This is a genomic window from Hymenobacter seoulensis (genome assembly GCF_054780535.1).
In genome coordinates, this window is the sequence record NZ_BAAGWD010000005.1 from 22,307 (window position 1) to 44,651 (window position 22,345).

The 22,345-nt window shown below is 62.8% G+C and carries 21 protein-coding genes; 17 read left to right on the top strand and 4 right to left on the bottom strand.

What is annotated here, in order from left to right; genetic code table 11:
* Positions 1-93: 93 nt before the first annotated feature.
* Positions 94-798 (bottom strand): dihydrofolate reductase family protein, encoded by a 705-nt coding sequence (locus ACYVHC_RS18055; RefSeq protein WP_460615192.1) that lies wholly within the window; start codon positions 796-798, stop codon positions 94-96.
* Positions 799-1,075: 277 nt separating this feature from the next.
* Between ACYVHC_RS18055 and ACYVHC_RS18060 the strand changes: the two genes are divergently transcribed.
* From ACYVHC_RS18060 to traN, 11 genes are read left to right on the top strand one after another with little or no spacing between them, the layout of a single operon-like run.
* The gene (locus ACYVHC_RS18060; RefSeq protein WP_460615193.1) at positions 1,076-1,867 is read left to right on the top strand and encodes a hypothetical protein; all 792 of its coding nucleotides are present in this window, start codon (positions 1,076-1,078) and stop codon (positions 1,865-1,867) included.
* A gap of 42 nt (positions 1,868-1,909) precedes the next feature.
* Positions 1,910-2,227: a DUF4134 domain-containing protein gene (locus ACYVHC_RS18065; RefSeq protein ID WP_460615194.1), complete on the top strand. Its 318-nt coding sequence runs from the start codon at positions 1,910-1,912 to the stop codon at positions 2,225-2,227.
* Positions 2,228-2,238: 11 nt separating this feature from the next.
* Complete coding sequence (locus tag ACYVHC_RS18070) at positions 2,239-2,571, top strand: DUF4133 domain-containing protein (protein ID WP_460615195.1); 333 nt, start codon at positions 2,239-2,241, stop codon at positions 2,569-2,571.
* A 28-nt stretch (positions 2,572-2,599) separates the two neighbouring features.
* Positions 2,600-5,086, top strand: coding sequence for a TraG family conjugative transposon ATPase (locus ACYVHC_RS18075; protein WP_460615196.1), 2,487 nt, complete (start codon positions 2,600-2,602; stop codon positions 5,084-5,086).
* Positions 5,087-5,114: 28 nt separating this feature from the next.
* Positions 5,115-5,762 (top strand): hypothetical protein, encoded by a 648-nt coding sequence (locus ACYVHC_RS18080; RefSeq protein ID WP_460615197.1) that lies wholly within the window; start codon positions 5,115-5,117, stop codon positions 5,760-5,762.
* A 30-nt stretch (positions 5,763-5,792) separates the two neighbouring features.
* Positions 5,793-6,434: a hypothetical protein gene (locus ACYVHC_RS18085; RefSeq protein WP_460615198.1), complete on the top strand. Its 642-nt coding sequence runs from the start codon at positions 5,793-5,795 to the stop codon at positions 6,432-6,434.
* A 26-nt stretch (positions 6,435-6,460) separates the two neighbouring features.
* A complete protein-coding gene (locus ACYVHC_RS18090; RefSeq protein ID WP_460615199.1) occupies positions 6,461-6,847 on the top strand; it encodes a hypothetical protein in 387 nt (128 codons plus the stop codon).
* A gap of 45 nt (positions 6,848-6,892) precedes the next feature.
* On the top strand, positions 6,893-8,005 hold the full coding sequence (locus ACYVHC_RS18095; protein WP_460615200.1) for a hypothetical protein: 1,113 nt from the start codon (positions 6,893-6,895) through the stop codon (positions 8,003-8,005).
* 51 nt (positions 8,006-8,056) lie between these two features.
* Positions 8,057-8,659 (top strand): conjugative transposon protein TraK, encoded by a 603-nt coding sequence (gene traK / locus ACYVHC_RS18100; protein WP_460615201.1) that lies wholly within the window; start codon positions 8,057-8,059, stop codon positions 8,657-8,659.
* Positions 8,660-8,669: 10 nt separating this feature from the next.
* Entirely contained in the window at positions 8,670-9,881 is a 1,212-nt protein-coding gene (gene traM / locus ACYVHC_RS18105; RefSeq protein ID WP_460615202.1) for a conjugative transposon protein TraM, read from the top strand.
* A 7-nt stretch (positions 9,882-9,888) separates the two neighbouring features.
* A complete protein-coding gene (gene traN / locus ACYVHC_RS18110; protein ID WP_460615203.1) occupies positions 9,889-11,055 on the top strand; it encodes a conjugative transposon protein TraN in 1,167 nt (388 codons plus the stop codon).
* Between the two features lie 327 nt (positions 11,056-11,382).
* On the opposite strand, the gene ACYVHC_RS18115 is transcribed toward traN, so the two are convergent.
* Positions 11,383-11,865 (bottom strand): hypothetical protein, encoded by a 483-nt coding sequence (locus tag ACYVHC_RS18115; protein ID WP_460615204.1) that lies wholly within the window; start codon positions 11,863-11,865, stop codon positions 11,383-11,385.
* A 390-nt stretch (positions 11,866-12,255) separates the two neighbouring features.
* Here ACYVHC_RS18115 and ACYVHC_RS18120 point away from each other — a divergent pair, with 390 nt between their 5' ends.
* The 5 genes from ACYVHC_RS18120 (at position 12,256) to ACYVHC_RS18140 (ending at position 20,272) form a co-directional block, all read left to right on the top strand.
* A complete protein-coding gene (locus ACYVHC_RS18120; protein ID WP_460615205.1) occupies positions 12,256-15,186 on the top strand; it encodes a PAS domain-containing sensor histidine kinase in 2,931 nt (976 codons plus the stop codon).
* A 12-nt stretch (positions 15,187-15,198) separates the two neighbouring features.
* Positions 15,199-15,618: a response regulator gene (locus tag ACYVHC_RS18125; protein WP_460615206.1), complete on the top strand. Its 420-nt coding sequence runs from the start codon at positions 15,199-15,201 to the stop codon at positions 15,616-15,618.
* Positions 15,619-16,128: 510 nt separating this feature from the next.
* Entirely contained in the window at positions 16,129-17,058 is a 930-nt protein-coding gene (locus ACYVHC_RS18130; RefSeq protein ID WP_460615207.1) for a DUF389 domain-containing protein, read from the top strand.
* Between the two features lie 244 nt (positions 17,059-17,302).
* A complete protein-coding gene (locus ACYVHC_RS18135) occupies positions 17,303-18,379 on the top strand; it encodes a helix-turn-helix domain-containing protein (RefSeq protein WP_460615208.1) in 1,077 nt (358 codons plus the stop codon).
* 57 nt (positions 18,380-18,436) lie between these two features.
* Entirely contained in the window at positions 18,437-20,272 is a 1,836-nt protein-coding gene (locus ACYVHC_RS18140; protein ID WP_460615209.1) for a serine hydrolase domain-containing protein, read from the top strand.
* Positions 20,273-20,462: 190 nt separating this feature from the next.
* On the opposite strand, the gene ACYVHC_RS18145 is transcribed toward ACYVHC_RS18140, so the two are convergent.
* Positions 20,463-20,669 carry a hypothetical protein gene (locus tag ACYVHC_RS18145; protein ID WP_460615210.1) on the bottom strand — a complete coding sequence of 69 codons (207 nt, stop codon included), beginning with the start codon at positions 20,667-20,669 and terminating at the stop codon, positions 20,463-20,465.
* Positions 20,670-21,215: 546 nt separating this feature from the next.
* A complete protein-coding gene (locus ACYVHC_RS18150) occupies positions 21,216-21,830 on the bottom strand; it encodes a hypothetical protein (RefSeq protein ID WP_460615211.1) in 615 nt (204 codons plus the stop codon).
* 82 nt (positions 21,831-21,912) lie between these two features.
* On the opposite strand from ACYVHC_RS18150, the gene ACYVHC_RS18155 reads away from it, so the two are divergent.
* Positions 21,913-22,044, top strand: a complete 132-nt coding sequence (locus tag ACYVHC_RS18155; RefSeq protein WP_460615212.1) for a hypothetical protein — start codon at positions 21,913-21,915, stop codon at positions 22,042-22,044.
* Positions 22,045-22,345 lie beyond the last annotated feature (301 nt).

A 22,345-nucleotide genomic window follows, 5' to 3' on the forward strand; every position in this document is an offset into this window, starting at 1 on the left:
GAGCAGAGGCTTGCTTTCCCCTTGCGTCAGGCAAGCTCAGGGGGAAGCGAAGGTCAAGCCCCGCGCCCGTACGGGCGCGGGGCTTGACGGCTTTCAGGCCGCGGTAAACCGGTATTTCAACCAGACGACATCGTTATCGAGTTGCTGGACCTGCTGCAGGTGCAGCCGCGTAGCCGGGCCCTGGGGCAGGTAGTCGCTGACTTCAAAGGTGGTGGGGGAGTGGGGCGTGCCATCGGCAATGGGCAGCAACAGCAGGCTGAGCTCGTCGATTAGGCCGGCGTTCAGCAGGGAACCGTTCAGGTGGCCACCACCCTCGAGCATGAGGGTCTCAATGGGAAAGAGCGCCGCTAACTGGTGCAGGGCCGAGGCGAAATCAATGTCGGTTTTCCCGGCAAACAAGTAAGAGATCCCCCGGCGCTGCAAGTAGTACAGGTACTCGTCGCTGACCTGCTCGGTCAGCACTTCGACCAGGTGGTCGCCGTGGGTAGAATTGCTTTCCCAGCCCAGCTTGCCCTTCGCATCAACGGCAATGGCGAAGGAGGTGGCGTTGGCATCCCCGATAAAGGGTTCCCGGGCAATGGGATGCGGGGCCGGCAGCAGCTCTGGAGCCAGCCCGCCGGAGAAGTCGCGCTCCATGGTGATGCGCCCGCACATCCAGGCCTGGCTGGGAAAAGTAACGTGGTACTTTTCAAAGTAGCCGGCAAAGGTTTGGGTGAGCTCTTCGTCCCGCCAGTTGGCCGAGAGGATCTTCCCGTCCACGGAGGACATCATGTGACAGATGATATAAGGTCGTTTCATGGGCCCTTATACGGTCAGGTTGGTGCTGGGGAGAAGGGCAAGCGGCAAGTAGGGGCGCGCGCCGGGGAGGGCCCGCCGCAGCGACCCTGCCACAAAGCAAGCTAAGCGGTCCGGCCGTTGGTGTAGGGGTGCTGCACCTCGCCGGCCATTTCCGGCCGCTCGTCAACTTTCTGCTGACCGGGTAAGGGCCTCTGATAGGTTTGCACCAGTTAACCCCTGATCTGACACGTTCACGCTCGGGTCGGCTGACCCGGGGTGCCACGCTTGTTTCCTGCCCATGCTCAGCGCGTACTCCTGGAGCCAGTTTGGCTTGTTTATCCTGGTTCTGCTCCTGCTCTACTACGGGGTAGTCGGCTTGCTGTACTACCGGGCGGAGCTCACCTCCCTGCGGAATTTCGGTAATCGCGGGCGCCGCCCCCCGACTTACCCGCCGGCGCCACTCCCGCTGGTGCGCCCGACTTCGGCCTTTGCCCCGGCCGCCCCGGATGCCGGGGAACCCCCGGTTGCTGCGGGGATGGCCTCAGTAAGAGAGCAGGGCGCGGCCGAAAACCTGCCCGCGGTTACCGAGCCAGTTGTAGCCGGTGAGCTGCCCCCTTCAACTGCGATGGCTACCGATTACGAGGAAGGGGCCAGCGCGGCCGAGAACTTGGAGGCCTCGGCAGCCGCCAGCGCTGGCCAACCGGACGCGCCGATGGGGGACGAACCTCCCCGGGAAGAAGCCGACCAGGTTGATGAACGGCTAGCTGATCTAGTCCGAAAACCAGTGGTCGAGTTGCCCGAGGAAGTGAATCCCGCGCCCGCCGTCTTGGAAACCGCCCGGAGCCGGTATGAGCCGCTGGCCTCGTTTGATGAGCCGGTGGCCTCGCCCCGGGATATTATCGCGGTGGAGCCGGCGCCCCAGCTGATAGCCGCCGAGTCAGTCCGCGACTACATCGCCCTGCTGCAGGCGGGCCAGCACCCGCCGATGCCGCCGGCCCTGCAAGGCACCTGCCTGGCGGCGCAGATGGCCCAGCACCTGGATCAGTACCAGGCCGAACTGGCGGCCCTCTTCGGGGCGGACGAGCTCTAGCCCCGGCCTTATTGCTTTCCCCTACCATCCTTTCCGCTCGATATGAACAAGAAGCCTCTTATCGCCTCACTGGCCCTCCTGGCCCTGGTTTTCAGCTCCCAGCTGCTCTACGCCCAAACCGGCGGCGGCAACGGCACGGCCGGTATTCAGGATGCCACCACCCAGGTGACCAGCTACTTCGATCCGCTCACCCGCCTGATGTACGCCATCGGGGCCGTGCTGGGGCTGGTGGGCGCCATCAAGGTGTACAGCAAGTGGAACTCCGGCGACCAGGACACCCAGAAAACGGCCGTGTCGTGGTTTGGGTCCATGATTTTCCTGGTGATCGTGGCCACGGTGGTGCGCTCGTTTTTTCTGTAAGCGCCTCGGTTATGCCCGTCTACGATCTAAACCGGGGCATCAACAAGCCCGTGGAGTTCAAGGGGCTGGTAGCCGGCAACATCTACCTGCTGGTGGCCGGCATCGGGCTGGGGTTTGCCCTGCTGGTGACCGGCTACCTGGCGGGCGTGCCCCTGCTGCTGATCACGCTGCTCACCCTGCTGGCCGGGGGCGCCCTCTGGGCCGGGGTGTATGCCCTGAACCGCCGCTTTGGCGAGCACGGGCTGATGAAGGCGGCGGCCCGGCGCGCCGCGCCCCGCTACATCACCAACCGCCGCAGCCGCCTGTTTCAACGCCTCAACCAGGACCCGGCCGGCCGCGCCTAGTGGCCGGGGTGGGTGCTTTCATTTGCTTATGCGCACCAAGGTTCTGCCCTCCGCTTCCCTGGAGTCCAAGCAGCCCATCTACAAGGTGGAAAAGGACTGCCTCATCTCGAAGAATGCCGACGTGACCGTGGCCTTCCAGCTGGAGCTGCCGGAAATCTTCACCCTCTCACGGGACGACTACGCCCTGCTGCAGTCGGCCCTGGTCAAGGCCGTGCGCCTGCTGCCCGACCACTGCGTGGTGCACAAGCAGGACTGGTTTGTGGAGGACAAGTATGCCCCGGGCTGCGAGGGCGAACGCACGCTGCTCTCCGCGGCCTACGAGCGCCACTTCCACGAGCGGCCCTTCCTCAACCACTGCTGCTACCTGCTGATCACCAAGTGCTCGTCGGAGCGGCCCACCTGGCGCAGCACCTCGGGCTTACTGGCCCGCCGCCACATTGTGCCCCGGGACATGCTCGATCCGAAGGTGCTGGAAAGCTTTTTTGACTCTGTTGGCCAGTTCGTGCGGACGCTGGAAGGAGCGGGGCCCGCCAACGCCCCCTTTATCCGGGCCCGCCGGCTTACCTCGGATGAGCTGGCCGGCACGGCGGAAAAGGCCGGGCTGCTGGAAAAGTACCTGTCCCTGGATTTTTCCGACCAGGCCCGGCAGGTGGACCTGGATTTAACTTCGGGCCTGAAGGTGGGGGCGGAGTACTGCCAGCTGTTCTCCGTAGCCAACCTCGATGACTTGCCCCCATCGGTGGAAACTGACGTGCGCTACGAGCCCTACAGCACCGAGCACTCCGACTTTCCCATCTCCTTTGCCGCGCCCCTGGGGCTGCTGCTGGGCTGTAACCACATCCTGAACCAGTACCTGTTTTTGGATAACACCCAGAAGACGGTCAGGACCTTTGAGCAGAAAAAGGACCGGCTGCGCTCCCTTTCCCTGTACTCCCGGCAGAACGCCCTCAATTATGAGTACTACAACGCGTACTTACAGGAGCTCCTGGCCCAGCAGCGCCGCCCGGTGCGGGTGCACTGCAACGTGCTCACCTGGTCCCCCAGGGAGGACGCGCTCGGCGAGGTGCGCAAGCTGGTTAGTGCCGCCTTTAACGCCATGAACTGCAAGCCCCGGCAAAACACAGTGGACATCGCCGCGCTCTACTGGGGCGGCATCCCGGGCAACGCCGGCGACTTTCCCGCCGAGGAAACCTTCTACACCTTTATCGAGCAGGCTGTCTGCTTCTGGGCCTGCGAAACCAACTACCGCAGCACGGCAGCCACCAAGGGCATCAAGCTTTCCGACCGCCTGACCGGCCGGCCCGTGCTGGTGGACCTCTCGGATGAGCCCATGAAGCGGCAGGTGATCTTTAACCGCAACAAGTTTGTGCTAGGCCCCTCGGGCTCGGGCAAGTCCTTTTTTACCAACCACATGGTGCGCCAGTACTACGAGCAGGGCGCCCACGTGCTGCTGGTGGACACCGGCAATTCCTACCAGGGTTTGTGTGAGCTCGTGGGCGGGGTGTACTTCACCTACGAGGAGGATAAGCCCATTGCCTTTAACCCCTTCCTGATCTCGGGCCAGCTGGACGTAGAGAAAAAGGAAAGCATCAAGACCCTGCTGCAGGCGCTCTGGAAAAAGGATGAGGAGACGGTCAGCCAGTCGGAGTACGTGTCCCTGTCCACGGCCGTGAGTTTGTACTATGTAATGCTTGAAGCAAACCCGCATATCCGGCCCAGTTTCAACACGTTCTACGAGTTTGTCCGAAGCTCTTATCGAAGGGTGCTGGAAGAGGAGCGGGTACGCGAGAAGGACTTCGACCTCGACAACTTCCTTTACGTGCTCAGTCCCTACTACCGGGGCGGAGAGTACGACTACCTGCTCAACTCGGAGCGGGAGCTGGATCTGGTGCAGGCCCCCTTCATCGTCTTTGAGCTGGATAACATCAAGGATCACCCCATCCTGTTTCCGGTGGTCACCCTTATCATCATGGAAACCTTTATCTCCAAGATGCGCAAGCTCCAGGGGGTGCGCAAGATGATTCTGATTGAGGAGGCCTGGAAGGCGCTGACCACGGCCGGCATGGCCGCCTACATCAAGTACCTGTTCAAGACGGTGCGCAAGTTTTTCGGGGAGGCCATTGTGGTAACCCAGGAGATTGACGACCTGATCGGCAACGAGATCGTCAAGGACGCCATCCTCAACAACTCGGACTGCAAGATCCTGCTCGACCAGCGCAAGTTTCAGGGCCGCTTCGACGAGATCCAGGCCCTGCTCTCGCTTACGCCCAAGGAAAAGGACCTGGTCTTGAGCATCAACCGCGACAACAAGGCCGCGCGGGGCCGCTACACGGAAGTGTTCATCTCTTTAGGCGGGGTCGTGTCGAAAGTGTACGCCCTGGAGGTGTCCAAGGAAGAGTACGTGACCTACACCACCGAGGAAACCGAAAAAGTGCGGCGGCTGGAAAAGTTCAGGCAGACCGGGGACATGGCTACGGCCATCAAGCTATTTGCCGCCGAGCTGCGGGAGAGCTGAATCTGCTGATTACAACCACAGTGCCAACATGAAAGCAAAAATCACCCTCCTGGCCCTGGCTATCCTGGCGCTTACTACCTCCAATGCCTCGGCCCAGTTGGTCGTAAGCGCTCCCGTGCTGGAGATGCAGTCGGGCGTGCAGACCAGCCTGCAGAACACCATGAAGGGTCTTTCCAAAGCCGCCAACGAGCTGGTGAAAGCCGGCGTGAAGGAGCAGGAGCTGACCAGGATCTACTCAGAAAAAAACCTGCAGCTATCCCAGACCTGGTACCAGGGGCTATTACAGGTCAGCTCCGCCGTGCGGACCTACCGGCGCGTGCAGTCCGTGTTTGAAAAGCAGGGACGCATCATCCAAACCTACTCCACGGCCATCGAAACGCTGCGCCAGTCCCCCTACGTCAGGCCGGAGCAGCTTTCGCGAATGACGGTCGTGTACACCAACCTGCTGGCAGAAAGCGCCACCACGCTGCAGGACCTACAGACCATTGTCAGCCCCGCCCTGCTTAAAATGACGGATGCGGAACGGATGCGCTTCATCGACAAGCTGGACGCCAGAATATCCGACCAGTTGGGCTTAATCAACTACTACACCCAGCGCAACTTCGTGCAGATGCACCTGGCCGAACAGAAGGCGCAGGACGCCCAGGCCCTTAACGCCCTGATGGGGGCCCGCTAATTCTGCCGCGCACGTATTCCCCTCTTCGCCATGAAAGCAAGCACCAAGATTCTTGCGTTGGGTCTGGCCCTGTCCGCTGCTCCGGCTTATGCCCAGTCGGTTATCTCGGCTCCGATTGCGGAAAGCCAGGCCCGCAAGCAGGTTATGCATCAGGGCGTTTCTACCACGCTGCTGGGACAAGGCAAGAAGCTGGCCGGCGACATGAAAGTCGTCAGCGGCCAGATTAAGGGTATTATGGACAAAACCCAGCAGCTGCATGACCAGTGGTACAGCAGCCTGCTGCAAATCAGCAGCGGGGTGCGCCACTACCGCCGGGTGCGTGAGATTTACGCCCACCAGAGCCAGATGATCAGCGAGTTCTCAACTGTCCTTCCGGAGCTGCGCGCCCAACAGCTCTCGCCGGCCCAGCTCCGCGAAGCCTCGACAGTGTACCAAGGCATTCTGCAGGAAAACATCGGCTTGCTGAGTGAGCTGGCCGGGGTGCTCAGCGCGGGCAACGCCAAGATGACCGACCCGGAGCGCATCGAGTTCATCGACAACATCGCTGACCGCATCGCTGATCAGCACCACCTGCTGAACTACTTCAGCAACAAGTGCCGGGCCATTGCCCAGCAGCGGGCCCAGCAGGTGCAGGACAGGGAAGCCATGCGTGCCCTTATGACGGCCCGGTAACTTATTCACTCTAGCGTTTACGACCTATGAAAACTACCATTTTTCTAGCCCTCAGTATTCTACTAGCTGGCTGTAATTCGGCATCTGTGAAGCCTGATCCTCGGGTGGCAGTCATCCGCCAACAGCATGAGCAGTTGCTGGCCCATCAGAAAGAATACAATGCCCTGCTTAGCGCCCTCACTGGGTCTGAGAAGTTGAGCCCATCCCACATAAGGGATTCCCAGCAGCGCTTCGCCGATTTCGTGCAGCAGAGCCAAAGTAATCTGCAGGTGTTGGACCAACTCGATGAGGCCAGATCCCAAGACCCTGCGCAGCTGAAAATGGTAGGGGAATTAGCTGCCAAGGAAACCAACATTTTGGAGCGAGCTAAACGGCGCTTGTCCAATGTCCACAACGAACACTATGTACCCTAGACCTCGCAGCTTTTATGTCCTTCTTACTCATCTAGTCGACCATTCATGGACCCCACCGCTATTGATTTGAACATGGCTGTATATGAGCAGAAGCTCGAAGCCATTTACACGGAAATGCTCACGTTTACGGCGCAGTTTATTAACCTAGGCCGTGCCATTGGGGGTATTGGGGCCCTGCTGTTCATTAGCAGCAAGGTGTGGGGCAACATTGCCCGGGCCGAACCCATAGACCTGTTTCCGCTTCTCAGGCCTTTTGCCATCGGATTAGCCATTCTGTTGTTTGTACCTCTCTGCTCTGGACTGCGCGGCATTACAATGGCAGTGGCTCAGGGTACCGATGCTATTCGACTCGGGCAATTGGGGGAAGTCAATCGACTTACCATAGAGCGAGACCGCTTGGCAGCAGAATCCAAAGCCAAGTCTGATATGCAGATCAACCAGAAGTACGAGGAAGACTTAGCGAACCTTGGTGCACTTGATTTAGATCGCAAGGCCAGTCTGGCTATGAATCAGGTGCAGTACTCGGTAGGCCAAAACTTCCGGGAGTGGACCAAATCCATTCTGGAGTTGGGCGCCCTGGCGGCCAAGCTGGCCATCAGCCTTATCTCCACCTTCCTGCTGGTGCTGCTCAGCGTCGCCGGTCCGCTGGCCTTCGGCATTGCCATCATCCCGGGCTTTGGAGGAGGAATAAGAAAGTGGTTCAGCTACTTCCTCACGATTTCGCTGTGGGTACCCGTAGCCAACATCTACGCCGCGGTGCTGGCTCATGTGCAGGTAACCATGCTCCACGAAAACATCCGGCAGCTGCAGGCCGGTGGCAGTGTGGAATCGGCCGATATCGCCTACCTGTGCATGTTGGTGCTGGCCATTGCGGGCTACCTGTTTGTGCCCAAGGCAGCGGATATGCTCATTGACGGCTCCGACATTGGGCGGGCCGCCACGCGGTTTATTTCCTCAACCACCGTCAGCACGGCCGGCTTCACCGGGGCCCTAAGCGGAGCGGGAGTGCGGACGGGGGGTGATGTCTTGGGAAGCGCAGTAGGGGTGGGGCATGGCCTGGCCGGAATGGGCGGCCCCAGCAACATGACCCGGGGCGAGTACCTGGGTTACCGGGCCGGCACGGCCGTGCGGGAGCGCCTTAACCGCCGGCGGGGCTAAGCAGCTCTCGCTTCTATCCTCTCACTTATCCCAACGGGCATGTTTGCGTCCTTGAAAACTATTGATTCCGCCTTTCAGCAGGTTAAAACCCTGGCCTTGGTCTTCATTGGGGCCGTGCTGCTGCTGGCCGGCGCGATTGCCTATTTCGCCTTTCAAACCATGAATGCCGCGGCCCAGCGCATCTACGTCCTGGAAGGAGGGCAGCTGCTCACCGCCGGCGCCCGGGATGCCCGGGCCAACCGGCCGGTCGAGGCCCGCAGCCACGTCACGCGCTTCCACGAGCTGTTTTTCACCCTCGACCCCGACCAGAAAGCGATAGACAGCAACGTAGACAAGGCTTTATACCTGGCCGATAACTCCGCCCGGCGGCAGTACGAGAACTTCCGGGAGAAAGGCTTTTACAACGACCTGATTGCCGCCAACATCAGCTTGGAAATGATTGTGGACAGCGTGGTAATAACCAACTCCCGCCCCCTGGTAGCCCGGTGCTACGGCCATCAGCGCGTTATCCGGGCAACTTCCGTCACCACCCGCAACTTCGTGTCCGAGTGCTCCCTGCGCGACGTGACGCGCTCGGAAAACAACCCTCACGGCTTCCTGATGGAAAACTGGCGGGTGCTCAACAACGCCGACCTCAGCACCCAGCCCCGCTAAGCCCCGTCCGATGGAAATCAAACCGCACGACGCGCACTTTCTGCGCCGCCGCAAGATGGCCACTTTTTTACCGGTGGTGGGCGTCCCCTTTTTAGCCGTCATGTTCTACCTGGGTGGGGGCGGCCAGGGGGCACCCGCCGAGGCCCAGAACGGGCCCTCCGGCTTTAATACCAACCTGCCTACCGCCGAAAACGGCTCGATCACCACCAGCAAGCTCGAAGCCTACGCCAGCCCGCTTGACACGCTGCGCAACCGGGGCTTGGTCCACGCGCGCATCGATACCGCTTCGGGCTTAGGCCTCTCCTACGCAATCAGCGCCGACGGTGAGCCCGGCCCCAACGGCTCCGCGGTTAAGTCGGTGGTGGAGGCCCAGCAACAGCTGATTGCCGCCCAGCAGGCCCAGCTCACCGGGGGAAGCGCCCCCGGCCCGGCCGGGCCAGCGCAGCGCCCGCCCGGCGCGCTGACTGCGCAGGAGCAGCTGGAGCTGCTGCGCAGCCAGCACGAGCGGGAGCTGGCCGAGAAAGATGCGCAGCTGCAGCTGGCCCAGCTGCTGGCGCAAAGCCCGAGCGGTGGGGGAGAAGCCGCCCGGCCGGCCGCGCCGGCGGTGGCCGCGCCGGCGGTGGCCGCGCCAAAGAAAAAAGTTCGCACCCGAGTTAAGGTGGTCGACGAGGACGCCGTCGTGTCGCGCCTGGGCTCGAACGGGGCCGGCCACGGGCGGACAGCTTCGTTTTCGGGCCTCGACGACAACCGGGCAGACCCAAAGGATGCCAACACGCTGCCGGCCGTCATTCACGAATCGCAGGAAGTAGTCAGCGGCTCGCTGGTGAAAATGCGCCTGACGGAACCAGCCGTCGTCAACGGGCACCCCCTACCGGCCAACACCTTTATCTACGGCAAGTGCAGCCTGGCCGGGGAGCGGCTCAGCATCAGCATTGAAACGCTGAAAACCGGTAACCGCGTCTTTCCCGCGGCGCTGGAAGTCTACGACATGGATGGCCTGGCGGGGCTTTATATCCCGGGCGCGATTACCCGGGACGCGGCCAAGCAGGCCGGCGCGGAGGGCCTGAATGCCGCCGATGCCCTGACTATAAGCGCCGACCCCACCATGGCGGCGGCCGGCCTCGCGGTCAGCGCGGTGAAGGGGCTGGGGCAAAAGAAAATCCGCCTGGTTAAAGTGCGCCTGAAAGCCGGCTACCGCCTCCTGTTAAAGATCGATAACTAAGTTCCTGATGAAACGTGTTTTTGCCCTCTGGGTGCTGCCCCTGAGCCTGGCTTTGGCTTCGGCCCGGGCCCAGTCTACAACCCTGGCCGCTTCCCGGTCCGGGGCCGGGACGGCCGTCTCGACGCTGCCGACCTACCCGCTCTTTGTCTCGGATCAGAAAACGACCCATCTGGTTTTTCCCGCGCCCGTAACCTACGTTGACCTGGGCAGCGAGGGGCTGATAGCCGCCAAGGCCACGGGCTCCGAAAACATCGTGCGCGTCAAGGCGGCGGGCCGGGGCCTAAGCGAAACCAACATGACGGTGCTGACGGCCGGCGGCCAGCTGTACTCGTTTGTGGTGGGCTACCAGCGCAACCCGCAGTGGCTGGGTCTGGATCTGGGCGCCCCCGGCGCGGGCACCGGGCCCGGCCATCTCCCAGTATTGCCCCTGGCCGTCTCCGACCAGAAAACCACCCACCTCGTGTTTCCCTACCCGGTTACGTATGTGGACCTGGGCCATGCGGGCGTGCTCGCGGCCAAAGCCACCGGGGCGGACAACATCGTGCGCGTGAAAGCGGCCCGCAGCCAGCTGACAGAAACCAACATGACCGTGCTAACCTCCGGGGGGCAGCTGTATATGTTCGGGATAAGCTACCAGCGCGACCCTCAAGTGCTGAGCCTGGATCTGAGTGCGGCAACCAATCCGGCGGCCCGGGCCGGGGGCAGCAGCGCGGCCATTTTGTCGAACACGCCCATCCCCCAGGGCAACCTGGAAGCCTACGCCCGGCAGGCGCTGGCCCGCGGCGGCGCGGCGGCCCGGGAAACAAAAAACCAGCTTCGCGTGCGCGTCGGCAGCGTCCGCTACGAGCAGGAAACCTTGTTTTTCCCCCTGCACCTGGCTAACCGCTCGAACGTGACCTATGACGTGGACTTCGTAAAGTTCTACATTCAGGACAGGAAGGTTGCTAAGCGCACGGCCGAGCAGGCGATTGAAGTCGCGCCAACCTACGTCCACCGGGGCCACCTTACGAAGATTGAGGCCCGGGGCAAGCTGGACCAGGTGTACGTGTTCCGGAAGTTCACCATTCCCGACCAGAAAAACCTGATCGTGGAGGTATACGAAAAGGGGGGCGGGCGTCACGTCAAGCTCCGGCTCTCAAACGCGGACCTGCTCCGGGCCCGGGGCTTCCGGTAGCCTTGATGGCGCTCTTTCCACATCGTCTTATCCTTAATTGCCGCAACTCCATCCGCAACCGGGCACCGCGTACCGGTACCCGTGCTCCTCGGGCGGTACTTACCCGTCTTTCTATCGGCCTTATCAGCCTTCCTACTTAGGCAGCGGTAACGGATCAAGTAGTCATTGGAAGGGATTCTGGCGACTTTAGCCGGCGGCAACCATCCGCATAGGAAGGCGATCCCTGCCCGGTGAAATTCATACCCGTTCAGGGATAGAGGACGTGCGCTGCGGAAGCTTTCTGCCCTGCTATGTACCAATCGCCGAGCGCCACCTGCGAAAGGAGCTCTAGGCCTGGTGGCTCGGGTGCTGGTGCTGGTAAAGCAGCCGCGCGGCCGCTTCCAGCAGGGGCTGATCGGTGGTGCGCTCCTGGCAGCGCTGCAAATCGTAGTGGCAGAGCGTGCCGTAGGCTTTGCCCTGCTGGTCGCGGATAAGTACCCCGCAGTAGGAGATAACTGGCGTCTCGATGCCCAGCGCCAGCGGGTCCAGGGCGGCATCCAGAATTTCCACCGGGGCCTCCTGCCGGCCCACCAGCGAGCAGTACGTTTCCGCCAGGGGGGCGTCAGCGCCCAGGCGCACGTCGGGACTCAGGCGGTCAAACAGCGCCTCGCTGCGCAGTATGTCCCCGTCGAGGCGGTAGATGCCCGTGTAGCGGTGCGGGGTGCGCCCGTTCAGGTAGCCCAGGGCGGCGTGCACGCCCTGGCGGGCGAGCAAAGCCGAAAACGCGGCTATTTCAGCCGACAGCGCCAGGTCAGCAGTGCGGTTGTCCAACGGAGTAGTCAGTAGGAGGTCGAGTGGTAGTCGAGCGGTAAGCAGGAAGCCGCGCGCCAAAAGTACTGCCTACTGTCGAGCTTTACAACGCATCCCCGCCTGCCGTACGGGAAGGAAACCAACTGCGGGGCATGTTGTTTCCGCTTATCCGGGTTTCCAATGGCTTGGTCGGCGGCCTGCCAGCAGCAGGTACTTCTTATTTCCGCTGCCTGAAGCAGGTCCACGGCAGTCGTGGCGGACCCTGGGAGAAGTGAAGCGTGGCTCCGGGTGGACCGGTTGCCCGTGGGGCGGACTTAGATGCGGCGCCAGGGGGCGAGTAGTTACCAGCCAATCCAGCACTTTAGCGGTTAGTGACGTACAGGCTATTCTACTGGCTTTATCTTTTTATTCATGGCCGATTCCTTGGGTCAGATCTTACCCGCTTCCTGCTCTGCCGCCCCGGCCCCGCTTGATCTGCTGCCGGTCTTCAACGCCCAGCCCGGGGCCGCGCTGCTGCTCTCGCCGGCGTGGGTGATTGTGGCCGCCAGCGACGACTACCTGGCGGCGACCCTCACCGAGCGGTCGGCAATCGTGGGGCAGCACATTTTCGACGCCTTCCCCGACAACCCCGACGCCCCCGAGGCCAACGGCGTGGCCAACGTGCGCGCCTCCCTGGAGCAGGTGCTGGCCACCAAACGGCCCCACGACATGGCCCCGCAGCACTACGACGTGCCCGACCGGGCCCACCCCGGCCGGTTTGTCGAGCGCCACTGGCTGCCGCGCCACACGCCCGTGCTCGACGCCACGGGGCAGGTGCTGTTCATCATTCAGTCCGTGCAGGACATCACCGCCCGCCGCCTGGCCGAGCGGCTGTTGCGCGAAAGCCAGGCCAGCGAGGAAACCGCCCGCGCTGAGGCCGAGCGGCAGCGGCACCGTTTCCAGGAGGTTCTGATGCAGCTGCCCGCCTACGTAGCCGCCTACCACGGCCCCGACCACGTGTATCAGTTCGTCAACCCGCCCTACCAGCGCCTGTTTCCGCACCGCACCTTTCTGGGCCGGCCGTTTCGCGAGGGCACCCCGGAGGCCGAGGCGCTGGGGGTGGTGGCCTTGTTTGACCGGGTCTACCAGACCGGCGAGCCGTTCTACGCCCACGAAATGGAAGGCTGGTTTGACTTCCGCGGCACCGGCGATAAGGAGCAGGTGTTTCTCAACCTTTCCCTGCACCCCTTGCGCAACGCCCAGGGTGAGGTCGACGGCGTCCTGGACTTCTCCTACGATGTCACCGAGCAGGTGCTCGCCCGCCGGCAGCTGGAGCAGCTTAACCAGGAGCTGGAAGCCCGCGTGCAGGAGCACACCCGGGCCGCGCTGGCCACCCAGGCTGAGGCCCTGACGACGGCGCAGGGCTTGGCCCACGAGCGCGAAGCCTTCTACTACGTGTTCGAGCAAACCCCGGCCCTGGTGGCCTTGCTGCGGGCCCCCGAGCACCGCTTCGAGTACGTGAACCCCGCCTACCAGCAGCTGTTTCCCGGCCGCCAGCTGGTGGGATTGACGATGGCCGAAGCCGTGCCCGAAACCGTGGAACAGGGATTTGTGCGCCTGCTCGACCGCGTGTACCAAACGGGGGATACCCACTACGGCACGGAGGTTCCGTTCGCCGTGGTGCCCCCGGACGGGCAACCGTCCCGTACCGTGTACTTCAACTTTACCTACCAGGCCTACCGCGAACAGGGCTGCCTGGCCGGCGTGACCATCTTTGCCTACGACGTGACGGACCAGGTGCTGGCCCGCCAGGAGCGCGAAGCCGAGCGCCAGCAGCTGCATAAGCTCTTTATGGAAGCGCCGGCCCCCATTGTCATCCTTGACGGACCCGAGCTGGTGTACCAGCTCGTCAACCCCGCCTACCAGCGCATCTTCCCCGGTCGCGCCCTGCTCGGCAAGCCCCTGTTGGAAGCCCTGCCCGAAATGGCCGGCATCGCCCTGCTGGACGACCTGCAGCGCGTGTACGACACGGGCGACTCCCTCGTGGCCCAGGAATTGCCCCTGATGCTGGCCCGCCACGAGGGAGGTCCCCTGGAAGAAATTTACTGGTCCTTTACCTACCAGGCCCGGCGCAACGGGCAGGGCGCCGTGGACGGGGTACTGATTTTCGCCCACGAAGTTACCGACCAGGTGCTGGCCCGGCGCGTGGTCGAAGCCCGCGAAACTTCCTTTCGCCTGTTGGCCGACCACGTGCCCGGTACGCTGTGGGTAACCAACCCCGCGGGCGAGTGCACCTACCTCAGCGCGCGCTGGTACGCCATTACGGGCCAAACCCTAACCGAGGGCCTGGGTTTGGGCTGGACCAATGCCGTGCACCCGGAGGACGCGGCCGGCGCCGGCGCCGCTTTTCTGGACGCCAACCGCCGGCGCGAGCCCTTCACCTGCTTGTTTCGCCTGCGGCACCACGACGGCGGCTACCGCTGGGTAACCGACCAGGGCCTGCCCCGCTTCAGCGCCGCCGGGGAGTACGAGGGCATGGTGGGGGCCGTGGTGGACGTGCACGAGCAAAAGCTGGCGGAGCTGGCCCTGCAGCGCCTGACCACCGAGCTGGGTGCCACCAACGCCCAGCTTACGCGCACCAACCTGGACCTGGACAATTTTGTGTACACGGCCTCCCACGACCTGAAGGCTCCCATCTCCAACATCGAGGGCCTGCTCTTTTTACTGCAGGAGGACCTGCCCCCGGCCGTAGCCCAGGACGCGGAGATTGGGCCCACCCTGTCCCGCATGCTGGACGCGGTAGAGCGCTTTAAGCGCACCATTGCCCACCTAACGGAGGTCTCCAAGCTGCAAAAGGAGCATGAACCGGTGACGACGCTGGTCAACCTGGCCACCGTGGTCGAGGACGTGCGCCTGGACCTGCTGCCCCAGCTGCAGGAGGCCGGCGTGCGGCTCGGCGTGGACGTGTCGGACCAGCCGCCCGTGCAGTTTTCGGAAAAGAACCTGCGCAGCATCGTCTACAACCTGCTCAGCAATGCAGTTAAGTACCGGCATCCCGCCCGCACGCCCCACGTGGATGTGCGCGCGCACGTGCGCCCGGGCCACACGGTGCTGGAAGTGCACGACAACGGCCTGGGCCTGGAAGCCCAGCACCTGCCGCGCCTGTTCACCATGTTCCAGCGCTTCCATGACCACGTCGAGGGCACCGGTATCGGCCTGTACATGGTCAAGCGCATGGTCGAGAATGCCGGCGGCCGCATTGAGGTCCACAGCCAACTGGGGGCCGGCACCGAGTTTTTCGTATTCCTGCCCCACGCCGAGGGTGCGGGCGAACAGCCCTTTCCCCCTTTCCTTGCTTCCTGATTTTCTGACTACATGGCCACTATTCCGTGCACCCTGCTCGTCGACGACGACGACACAACCAACTACCTTAACCAGACCCTGCTCCGGCGCATGGCCGTCACCGACACCGTACTGGTGGCCGGCAACGGGCAGGAAGCCCTGGATTTGCTGCACACGCACTGCGCGCCGGCGGCAGCCCCCACCTGCCCGGCGCTGATTCTGCTGGACATGAAAATGCCGCTGATGAACGGCTTTGATTTCCTGCAGGCCTACGCCCGGCGCCCACCAGCTGAGAATCCGGCCGTCGTCATCATCATGCTCACCACCTCCCTCAATCCCCGGGACGTGGAGCTGATGCAAGGCCTGCCCATCCACGGCTACCTGACCAAGCCCCTCACCCGCGACAAAGTCAACCAGGTGCTGCAAGAGCATTTCGGCCCGGCTGCTGACTAGTAGCGGCGGCTTACCGAAATCAATCAAGTGAGTGGGGGATGTGCCGAGCAGGCAGCGAGGGGCAGCAGGCTTTCTCGGGGCCTTTTACGTATTCCGTACCCCCGCTGCCGGCTGCATTTTTCCCGCTCCCAATACCCTGCTTATCCCGCCGCCTGAACCCCTCAACCTGTGCTTGGGGCCGGGCCCGGTATGCGCCAAGCCAGGCCCGTCCCGGCAGGGAATCCGAGAATTCCCCGCTGGGTTAGAAAATAATTACCCCCGACTTACTTATTCGCCCGGTTAACCCGGCCATGGTGGTCAGGCTGAACTTTATGCGCCACCTAAGCGGCTGGGCCGCGAATCCAACGAGTGTGTCCATCCCGACGATGGGGCAGGCTGGTTGCGGAGCGGGCCCCGGCGGTGAGCCAGGATGGATCCTATCCTTTCAACGGTATGCTGACTGTTGCGTAAGAAAAGCAGGCACCGCCCCAGTCGCGGTGCTTTTTTATATCATAACGCGCAGCCCTTACTATGCATCGCACGCTAGAACTGACGGTCCCGCCCGCCATAACGGATGGATTACAACAACAGCTGGTCGGCCTGGACTCGGTGATTGGCTTAACGGTGCTGCGCGGGGCTTCCGTGAAGCCGGCCGGCGACATACTCACCGTGCACGTGCTCAACCGCGGGGCCGACGAAGTTCTGCGCCGGGCGCGCGCCGCCGTTGCTGACCCCCGGGACCTGAGCGTGGTGACAAGCGAGGCAGCCAGCTTTATTGCCCCGGCCGTGCACGAGGCCGTGGACGATGACCGCGACGAGGCCATCTGGGAAGAAATGGAAAGCGGCCTGCGCCACCAGGGCCGGATTACCGTGAACTACCTGCTGCTGATGGGCCTGGGTGGTATCGTAGCGGCCATCGGCCTGGTATCCGAGCCCGTACCCCAGGCCGTCGCCTTCGTGGCCTCAGCCATCATTGCTCCCGGCTTTGATCCCATGACCAAAGTGCCGCTGGGCCTGGTGCTCCGGCACTGGTCTCTGGTGCGGCGCGGCCTGGAGTCGGCCCTGGCGGGGTATGCCGTACTGGTGGCGGCCGCGGCGCTAACCATGGCAGCGCTGGTGGGGGCCGGGGAAACCACGGCCGCTGAGCTGGCCGGTAATTCGGAAGTGCAGCACCTAGCCCACCCCAAGCTGATGGAGCTGCTGCTGGCGGCCACTGGGGCCGTGGCCGGCGTAGTGATTTTGGCGGCCTTTCGCCGCAGCTTTCAGGCGGGGCCCCTTATTGCCATGGCCTTTGTGCCGGCGGCCGCGCTGGTTGGGGCCGGGCTGGCCGTGGGCCGCTGGGACCTGGCGCTGGAGGGGCTGGAACGGTTTGCTGCCGACTGGGGCTTTATCCTGGGGCTGGGTATTCCGGTATTATGGTTTAAGCAACAACGCGTACACCGGCGCCAGCCCCTGGTTTAGCTACCAGTTACCCGGCTGGCTGCTTTTAACCAACGGGCCGCTCAGAAAATCAAGCTGGCTGGCCCGGCCGACCCCGGGGGATGGTTCGGAAAAGGCGCGCACTGCCTATATTAGACCGGCCCGATCAAGACGACCCCTGTCCCGAGCTTCCGCCTCCCCGTGCCTGCCTACCAGGGGACTAGCCCGGCCTGCCGCACGGGGGTGGGGTCAAGATAGTGTGGTGCCGAGCTTGAAGTGCAACCCTATGTTTGTTCACCTTGATTTTGGCGTTGCCTGCCAGCTGTTCTGCATCGTGCAGGGGCTCACAACGGCGGCCTACCTGCTCGGGACCTCGCGGCGGCGCCCGGCTAACACGTGGTTGGGCTTGCTGCTGCTGGGCCTCACGCTGCAGGTGGTGGATTACTTCCTGAGCCGGTCCGGCACCTATTTCCGCCACCGCTGGCTTTACTTTACGCCCTTGTTTTTCTCCTGGAGCTTCGGGCCCTTGCTGCTCAGCTACCTGCGTGTGCGCGGCGGCTTACCGCCCCTGCGCTGGGGGCACTTTGTGCCGGGGATGGTGCAGGCCGTCTTCTACGGGGTGCTGAGCCTGCAATCGTTTGACACCAAAACCTGGTTTTGGCTTAGTGTGCATAAGCCCCTCGCGCGCTACGTGGAGCACTACGGAGCGGTGCTTTCGGTGCTGGCCTACGTGGGTGCGGCCTGGCGCCTGCTGCGGCAAGCACCCCGACCCTCCCCGTGGTGGCCGCGCGGCCTGCTGGCCGTGGGGGTGTTGTACGTCGCCGCCGCCCTGGACCCGCTCGTCAACCACTGGTACTTACCGGCGGGCGCGCCCAAGTTCTACCTGGCCAGCGTGGTGCTGCCGGGGGTGGCGTATGTGCTGGCCCTGCTGGGCTGGCTGAAAAGCCGGCCGCCGGGCGAAGTGGTGGCGGGGGTGCCCGCCGCAGATGTTCCCAAAAAACCAGCCGGGCCGGTTGATGCCCACGACCTGCGGCGCCTGGTCAGCGCCCTGGAACAGGAGCAGCTGTTCAAGGACCCCGACCTGACCCTGACCAGCCTGGCCCGGCACCTGCAGCTAACGCCCGCGGTGGTCTCCCAGTTAATTAATGCGGGATTGGGCCAGTCCTTCTCGGACCTGGTTAATGGCTACCGGCTGGAGGAAGTGAAGCGGCGCCTGCTCACGGCGGACGCGCAGCGGCTTACCTTGCTGGCCCTGGCCCTGGAGGCGGGCTTTAACTCCAAGGCCACTTTCAACCGGGTGTTCAAGGAAAAAGTGGGGATAACGCCCAAAGAGTACCAAAAGAGGTCTCAAATAACATCTTGAGACGACCCGGGGTGGGCCGGGCCGTACTATTGCCGCCGTATCCTTTACCCCAACCCCATGCACCGGTTCCTGATTTTCCTGTTGCTGCTGCCGGGCCTGAGCCCGCTTTCTGCCCCCGCTCAAACCGGCCCCGCGCCGGCCCCCCCCGCCGCCCTGGCTGCCCGCATCGCGCAGGTGGAAAACAGCCTGCTGCCTTACGTGCCCGTGCGGGGCCTGCCCGGCTGGAACCTGCAGGAGCGCATGCGATTTCACCGGGTGCCGGGCCTGAGCATCGCCGTTATCCGCAACTACCGAGTGGAGTGGGCCAAGGCCTACGGCTGGGCCGACACCACGGCCCGCATCCCGGCCACGCCGGCCACGCTGTTCTCGGCGGGCTCCATCTCCAAGCTTGTTACCGGCGCGGCGGCGCTGGCACTGGTGCAGCAAGGCAAGCTGAGCCTGGATGCGCCCATCAATTCATACTTGCGCTCCTGGCAGCTGGCGGAAAACGAATTGTCGCGCAAGCGCCCTGTTACCCTGCGCCTGCTGCTCAGCCACCAGGCCGGCACCAGCCAGGCATCCTACTTTGGTTTCGTGCCGGACCAGAAGCCCCTGCCCTCCGTGGTCGACATTCTCAGCGGCCAACCGGCGGCGGGCAGCCGGACTGTCGTCGTCAACCGGGAGCCCGGCACGGGCTTTCAGTACTCGGGCGGGGGCTACCTGGTCGCCCAGCTGGCAATGATGGACGTTACCGGCCAGTCGTTTGAGGCGCTAACCGAGTCGTTGCTGTTTCAACCCTTGAAGATGCCCAGCACCACCTTTACTCAGCCCCTGCCGCCCGCGCTCTCCGCCCGCGCCGCGTGGGCCTACTCGGAAAACAGCTGGTTTAAGGGCATGCCCTACGTGTACCCCCAACAGGCCGCCGCCGGGCTCTACGCCACCCCCACCGACCTGGCCTGCTTGCTGATCGAAGTCCAGCATGCCTACCGGGGCCGGGGTCGGGTGCTCTCCCAGGCGTCGGCGCGGGCCATGCTCACGCCCCAAGTCGAGGTGTCAACCGGAACGTACCGCGAGCAACTGGGGCTGGGCGCCTTCCTGCTGCAGCGGGCGGATAAATCCGACGAGAACAGCCGCTACTTCGAGCACACCGGCGTTAACGCGGGCTTTCTGGCCTACGCACTGGGCAGCGTGACGGGCGGTAACGGGGTGGTCATCATGATGAACAACAACAACGGGGCCGACGAGCTGGGCAAGGAGCTGCGCCGGGCCGTGGCGACGGTTTACGGCTGGCCCGACTTTCTGCCCCCGGTCCTTCAGCCCCGGCCGGTTCCGGCGGCAGCCCTCGACGCCTTTGCCGGCCGCTACCAGCGGGGCCCCGACGAGGTGGTGACCTTTCAGCGGGACGCCGATCACTTGGTCGAGCGCATCAACGCCGGCAACCCCATCCTGACCTATCCCGTGGGCGGGGACACGGTGGCGTTTACCGACTACCCGATGCGCGGCCGCTTTGAGCGCGACGCCGCCGGCCGGGTGGTCGGCTTCCGCATGCTGGACGCGGAGAAAGCCTGGCCCCGCCTGCGGGCCGACCAGCTGCTGCCCCATGAACTGCTGCGCCTGGGACGGGTGCCGGAGGCCGTGGCGGGCTACCGCCAGTTCAAGCTCAACGAGTACCAGCTCACGTACATGGCCTACGACCTGCTCTACCAGCGGCCCCGCAATCCCGCGGCGGCCCAGGGGCTGTTGGAACTGGCCCTGGAGCAGTTTCCGCAGTCGGCCATCGTGCACGCCCGCTGGGGGGACCTGTACCTGAGCCGGGGCGACAAGCCCCGGGCGATCGCCTCGTACGAGACGGCCCTGCGCCTAAACCCCAGCGACCAGGACCTGCAGGAAAGACTGCTGGCCCTGAAGCGCTAAGCGCAGCCGGCAGGGCAGCTTACCCTTCGGCCCGCGGCGGAACGGGGGCAAACAGCGTTAGGCAGGGGGGAGAGTGCCGCGCTGCCGGCACTATCGTCGCACATGGTCAGGCAACCGGCTGGGGCCGGCACGGTACAGCTTACCGGCCCTCTTAAGAAGACGGCGCTAGCGCTTAACGCACCAAGGGGGATTACAGGCAGTCAAGGATTCGCTGCAGTTCTTCCGAATCTATGAGCTGCTGCGGGAGCACGTACAGCTCACTGTTTAAATCCAGCATACAGTTAAATATATCCTGCCAGCTCATGGTGCGAGGAAGCAGATCCCCGTAGTCGACATGCACCGCGATGGCGGCGTTCACTTGTTGGTCTACCGGTAGCCGATCAAAGAATATAGCCATGCAAAGAAGAGTATCGTAGCGCTTTTATCACCCAGTCTCTACGAAGGATGCCCAACAAGGGTCTAATTAAAAAGGTCTTGAATTAGGTTTCAAGGGCTATTTGGGCCGACGCTTCTCGTGTCAGCAACCCGTTTTCTTTTTGGCTGCCCTTACCAATCACAATATCTGTTAAGTCTAATGCACCCCTAGTATCGGGAGGAGTTAAAAGCACCCGGAACAGGAAACAGGTTTGTTAGGGTGTTTACGGGAGGAAGTATTGGACGGGTCTTCTACGCAGACGTTGTGAGAACCCTGATTAAAATCCATCTTCCCCAGCACGAGCTACTACCCTTGCGCATCGTACAACTGCCCTGGTTTATTCCGCTATTCCTAAAATGGCAAACCGAACGCGTAACCGTGGGTCTGCTGCTCAAAGATTACCAGACTGCCTCGCACGCGGATCGAGAATCAACTGGCGCGGACGAAAAAGCGTTACTGGATATAACGGCACTACTCGGACAGGGTACGTGGCGGGAACGGCCCAGCTACTGTACTGGCTCACGCACCCTAGTTATTCCAAGTTGGGCGAATCGCGTTAATCACCCAGTGGTCGTGGTCGGGCACTAAACTAAACGTTAGGTTGGGGCCCTCGCTCATCTGGCTTTCCTGCCACTGATACAGCACTTGCGCGCTATCCTGGCTGACGAGGACGTGTGTAGGCCGAGTACCTAAGAGGAGCGCTACCTGTGCCTCCGCATCCTGGGTGAACAGTACGCGGTCGTAGTCTAAGCCAACTACTAGGCCATCCGTTTGCGGATGCGCTTGCAGCGTATCCTGGGCGTGTTCAAAGTGCCGGCGCTGCGTCTGCAAGTAGGTGGGCGTTACCTGGTCACTGCTGTGCAACAGGGCCAGGTAGCCCTCGACTGCCTGAAAGTCTACCCGGTAGACGTTTGCAGTGTCGCCATCTCCCGCTGCCGGAACGGTCGGCATAGTGTTCAACTGCTCTACATGAAGCTGATACCAGCGCAGAAAAGCCTCCACCGTCTTAAGTGGAGAAGCTGCTATGTGGCGTGCAGGAGAAGGGGGCGGTTGTACTTGGGGAGGAGTGGTAGTCGTGGACTCGGTAGAACAGGCCCCCAGCAGCAGAATGCTGATCCAACCCACGTAGTAGAGAAACTTCATGCCGCCAAAAATAGGAGAGTGGGCAAGGAGAGCAAACAGCACAATTATAAGTATAGGCTTTGACTACACCGCCTTTTGGCTCGTGCCCGCGATTCTGGAAGACCCCAAGCACCTGGGCCAGCTGTTCAAGTTTACCTACCAGCTGAAAACGGAAAAGGTCAAGGCCACCAAGAACGCCGGCAGGCTGTTCCTGAAAATCTACCGCTGGCACTAGCCCAGGAACAGTAAAGACTTATTTTACTAGCCTTGGTGGTCAACTGCGCTTTGTGAAGTCAGCAGCTGTTACGGGTACGTGGAGCTGCTGCTCCTCTTTGGGTGGGCTTGCTTCGTTGGGACGCCTGCTTTACTTTTTCACCTGCCCCCATGCCCGACGGCAACGTTCACCTACAACGGTCGGCCACTCCCAGCCGCGCATATCATTTGCGCCTAACGCGAATTTCGGTTCCTACTATTGGGCTACGTCCATTGTTTCCCTTTCTAAACCATTCCCAATAAACCGGGGAGTGGCAGCGGTC

What these genes read in the sequence shown, in the direction of transcription:
- ACYVHC_RS18055 (WP_460615192.1), bottom strand. Translation starts at nt 798, where the DNA reads ATGAAACGACCTTATATCATCTGTCACATGATGTCCTCCGTGGACGGG.
- ACYVHC_RS18060 (WP_460615193.1), top strand. Translation starts at nt 1,076, where the DNA reads ATGCTCAGCGCGTACTCCTGGAGCCAGTTTGGCTTGTTTATCCTGGTT.
- ACYVHC_RS18065 (WP_460615194.1), top strand. Translation starts at nt 1,910, where the DNA reads ATGAACAAGAAGCCTCTTATCGCCTCACTGGCCCTCCTGGCCCTGGTT.
- ACYVHC_RS18070 (WP_460615195.1), top strand. Translation starts at nt 2,239, where the DNA reads ATGCCCGTCTACGATCTAAACCGGGGCATCAACAAGCCCGTGGAGTTC.
- ACYVHC_RS18075 (WP_460615196.1), top strand. Translation starts at nt 2,600, where the DNA reads ATGCGCACCAAGGTTCTGCCCTCCGCTTCCCTGGAGTCCAAGCAGCCC.
- ACYVHC_RS18080 (WP_460615197.1), top strand. Translation starts at nt 5,115, where the DNA reads ATGAAAGCAAAAATCACCCTCCTGGCCCTGGCTATCCTGGCGCTTACT.
- ACYVHC_RS18085 (WP_460615198.1), top strand. Translation starts at nt 5,793, where the DNA reads ATGAAAGCAAGCACCAAGATTCTTGCGTTGGGTCTGGCCCTGTCCGCT.
- ACYVHC_RS18090 (WP_460615199.1), top strand. Translation starts at nt 6,461, where the DNA reads ATGAAAACTACCATTTTTCTAGCCCTCAGTATTCTACTAGCTGGCTGT.
- ACYVHC_RS18095 (WP_460615200.1), top strand. Translation starts at nt 6,893, where the DNA reads ATGGACCCCACCGCTATTGATTTGAACATGGCTGTATATGAGCAGAAG.
- traM (WP_460615202.1), top strand. Translation starts at nt 8,670, where the DNA reads ATGGAAATCAAACCGCACGACGCGCACTTTCTGCGCCGCCGCAAGATG.
- traN (WP_460615203.1), top strand. Translation starts at nt 9,889, where the DNA reads ATGAAACGTGTTTTTGCCCTCTGGGTGCTGCCCCTGAGCCTGGCTTTG.
- ACYVHC_RS18120 (WP_460615205.1), top strand. Translation starts at nt 12,256, where the DNA reads ATGGCCGATTCCTTGGGTCAGATCTTACCCGCTTCCTGCTCTGCCGCC.
- ACYVHC_RS18125 (WP_460615206.1), top strand. Translation starts at nt 15,199, where the DNA reads ATGGCCACTATTCCGTGCACCCTGCTCGTCGACGACGACGACACAACC.
- ACYVHC_RS18130 (WP_460615207.1), top strand. Translation starts at nt 16,129, where the DNA reads ATGCATCGCACGCTAGAACTGACGGTCCCGCCCGCCATAACGGATGGA.
- ACYVHC_RS18135 (WP_460615208.1), top strand. Translation starts at nt 17,303, where the DNA reads ATGTTTGTTCACCTTGATTTTGGCGTTGCCTGCCAGCTGTTCTGCATC.
- ACYVHC_RS18140 (WP_460615209.1), top strand. Translation starts at nt 18,437, where the DNA reads ATGCACCGGTTCCTGATTTTCCTGTTGCTGCTGCCGGGCCTGAGCCCG.
- ACYVHC_RS18145 (WP_460615210.1), bottom strand. Translation starts at nt 20,669, where the DNA reads ATGGCTATATTCTTTGATCGGCTACCGGTAGACCAACAAGTGAACGCC.
- ACYVHC_RS18150 (WP_460615211.1), bottom strand. Translation starts at nt 21,830, where the DNA reads ATGAAGTTTCTCTACTACGTGGGTTGGATCAGCATTCTGCTGCTGGGG.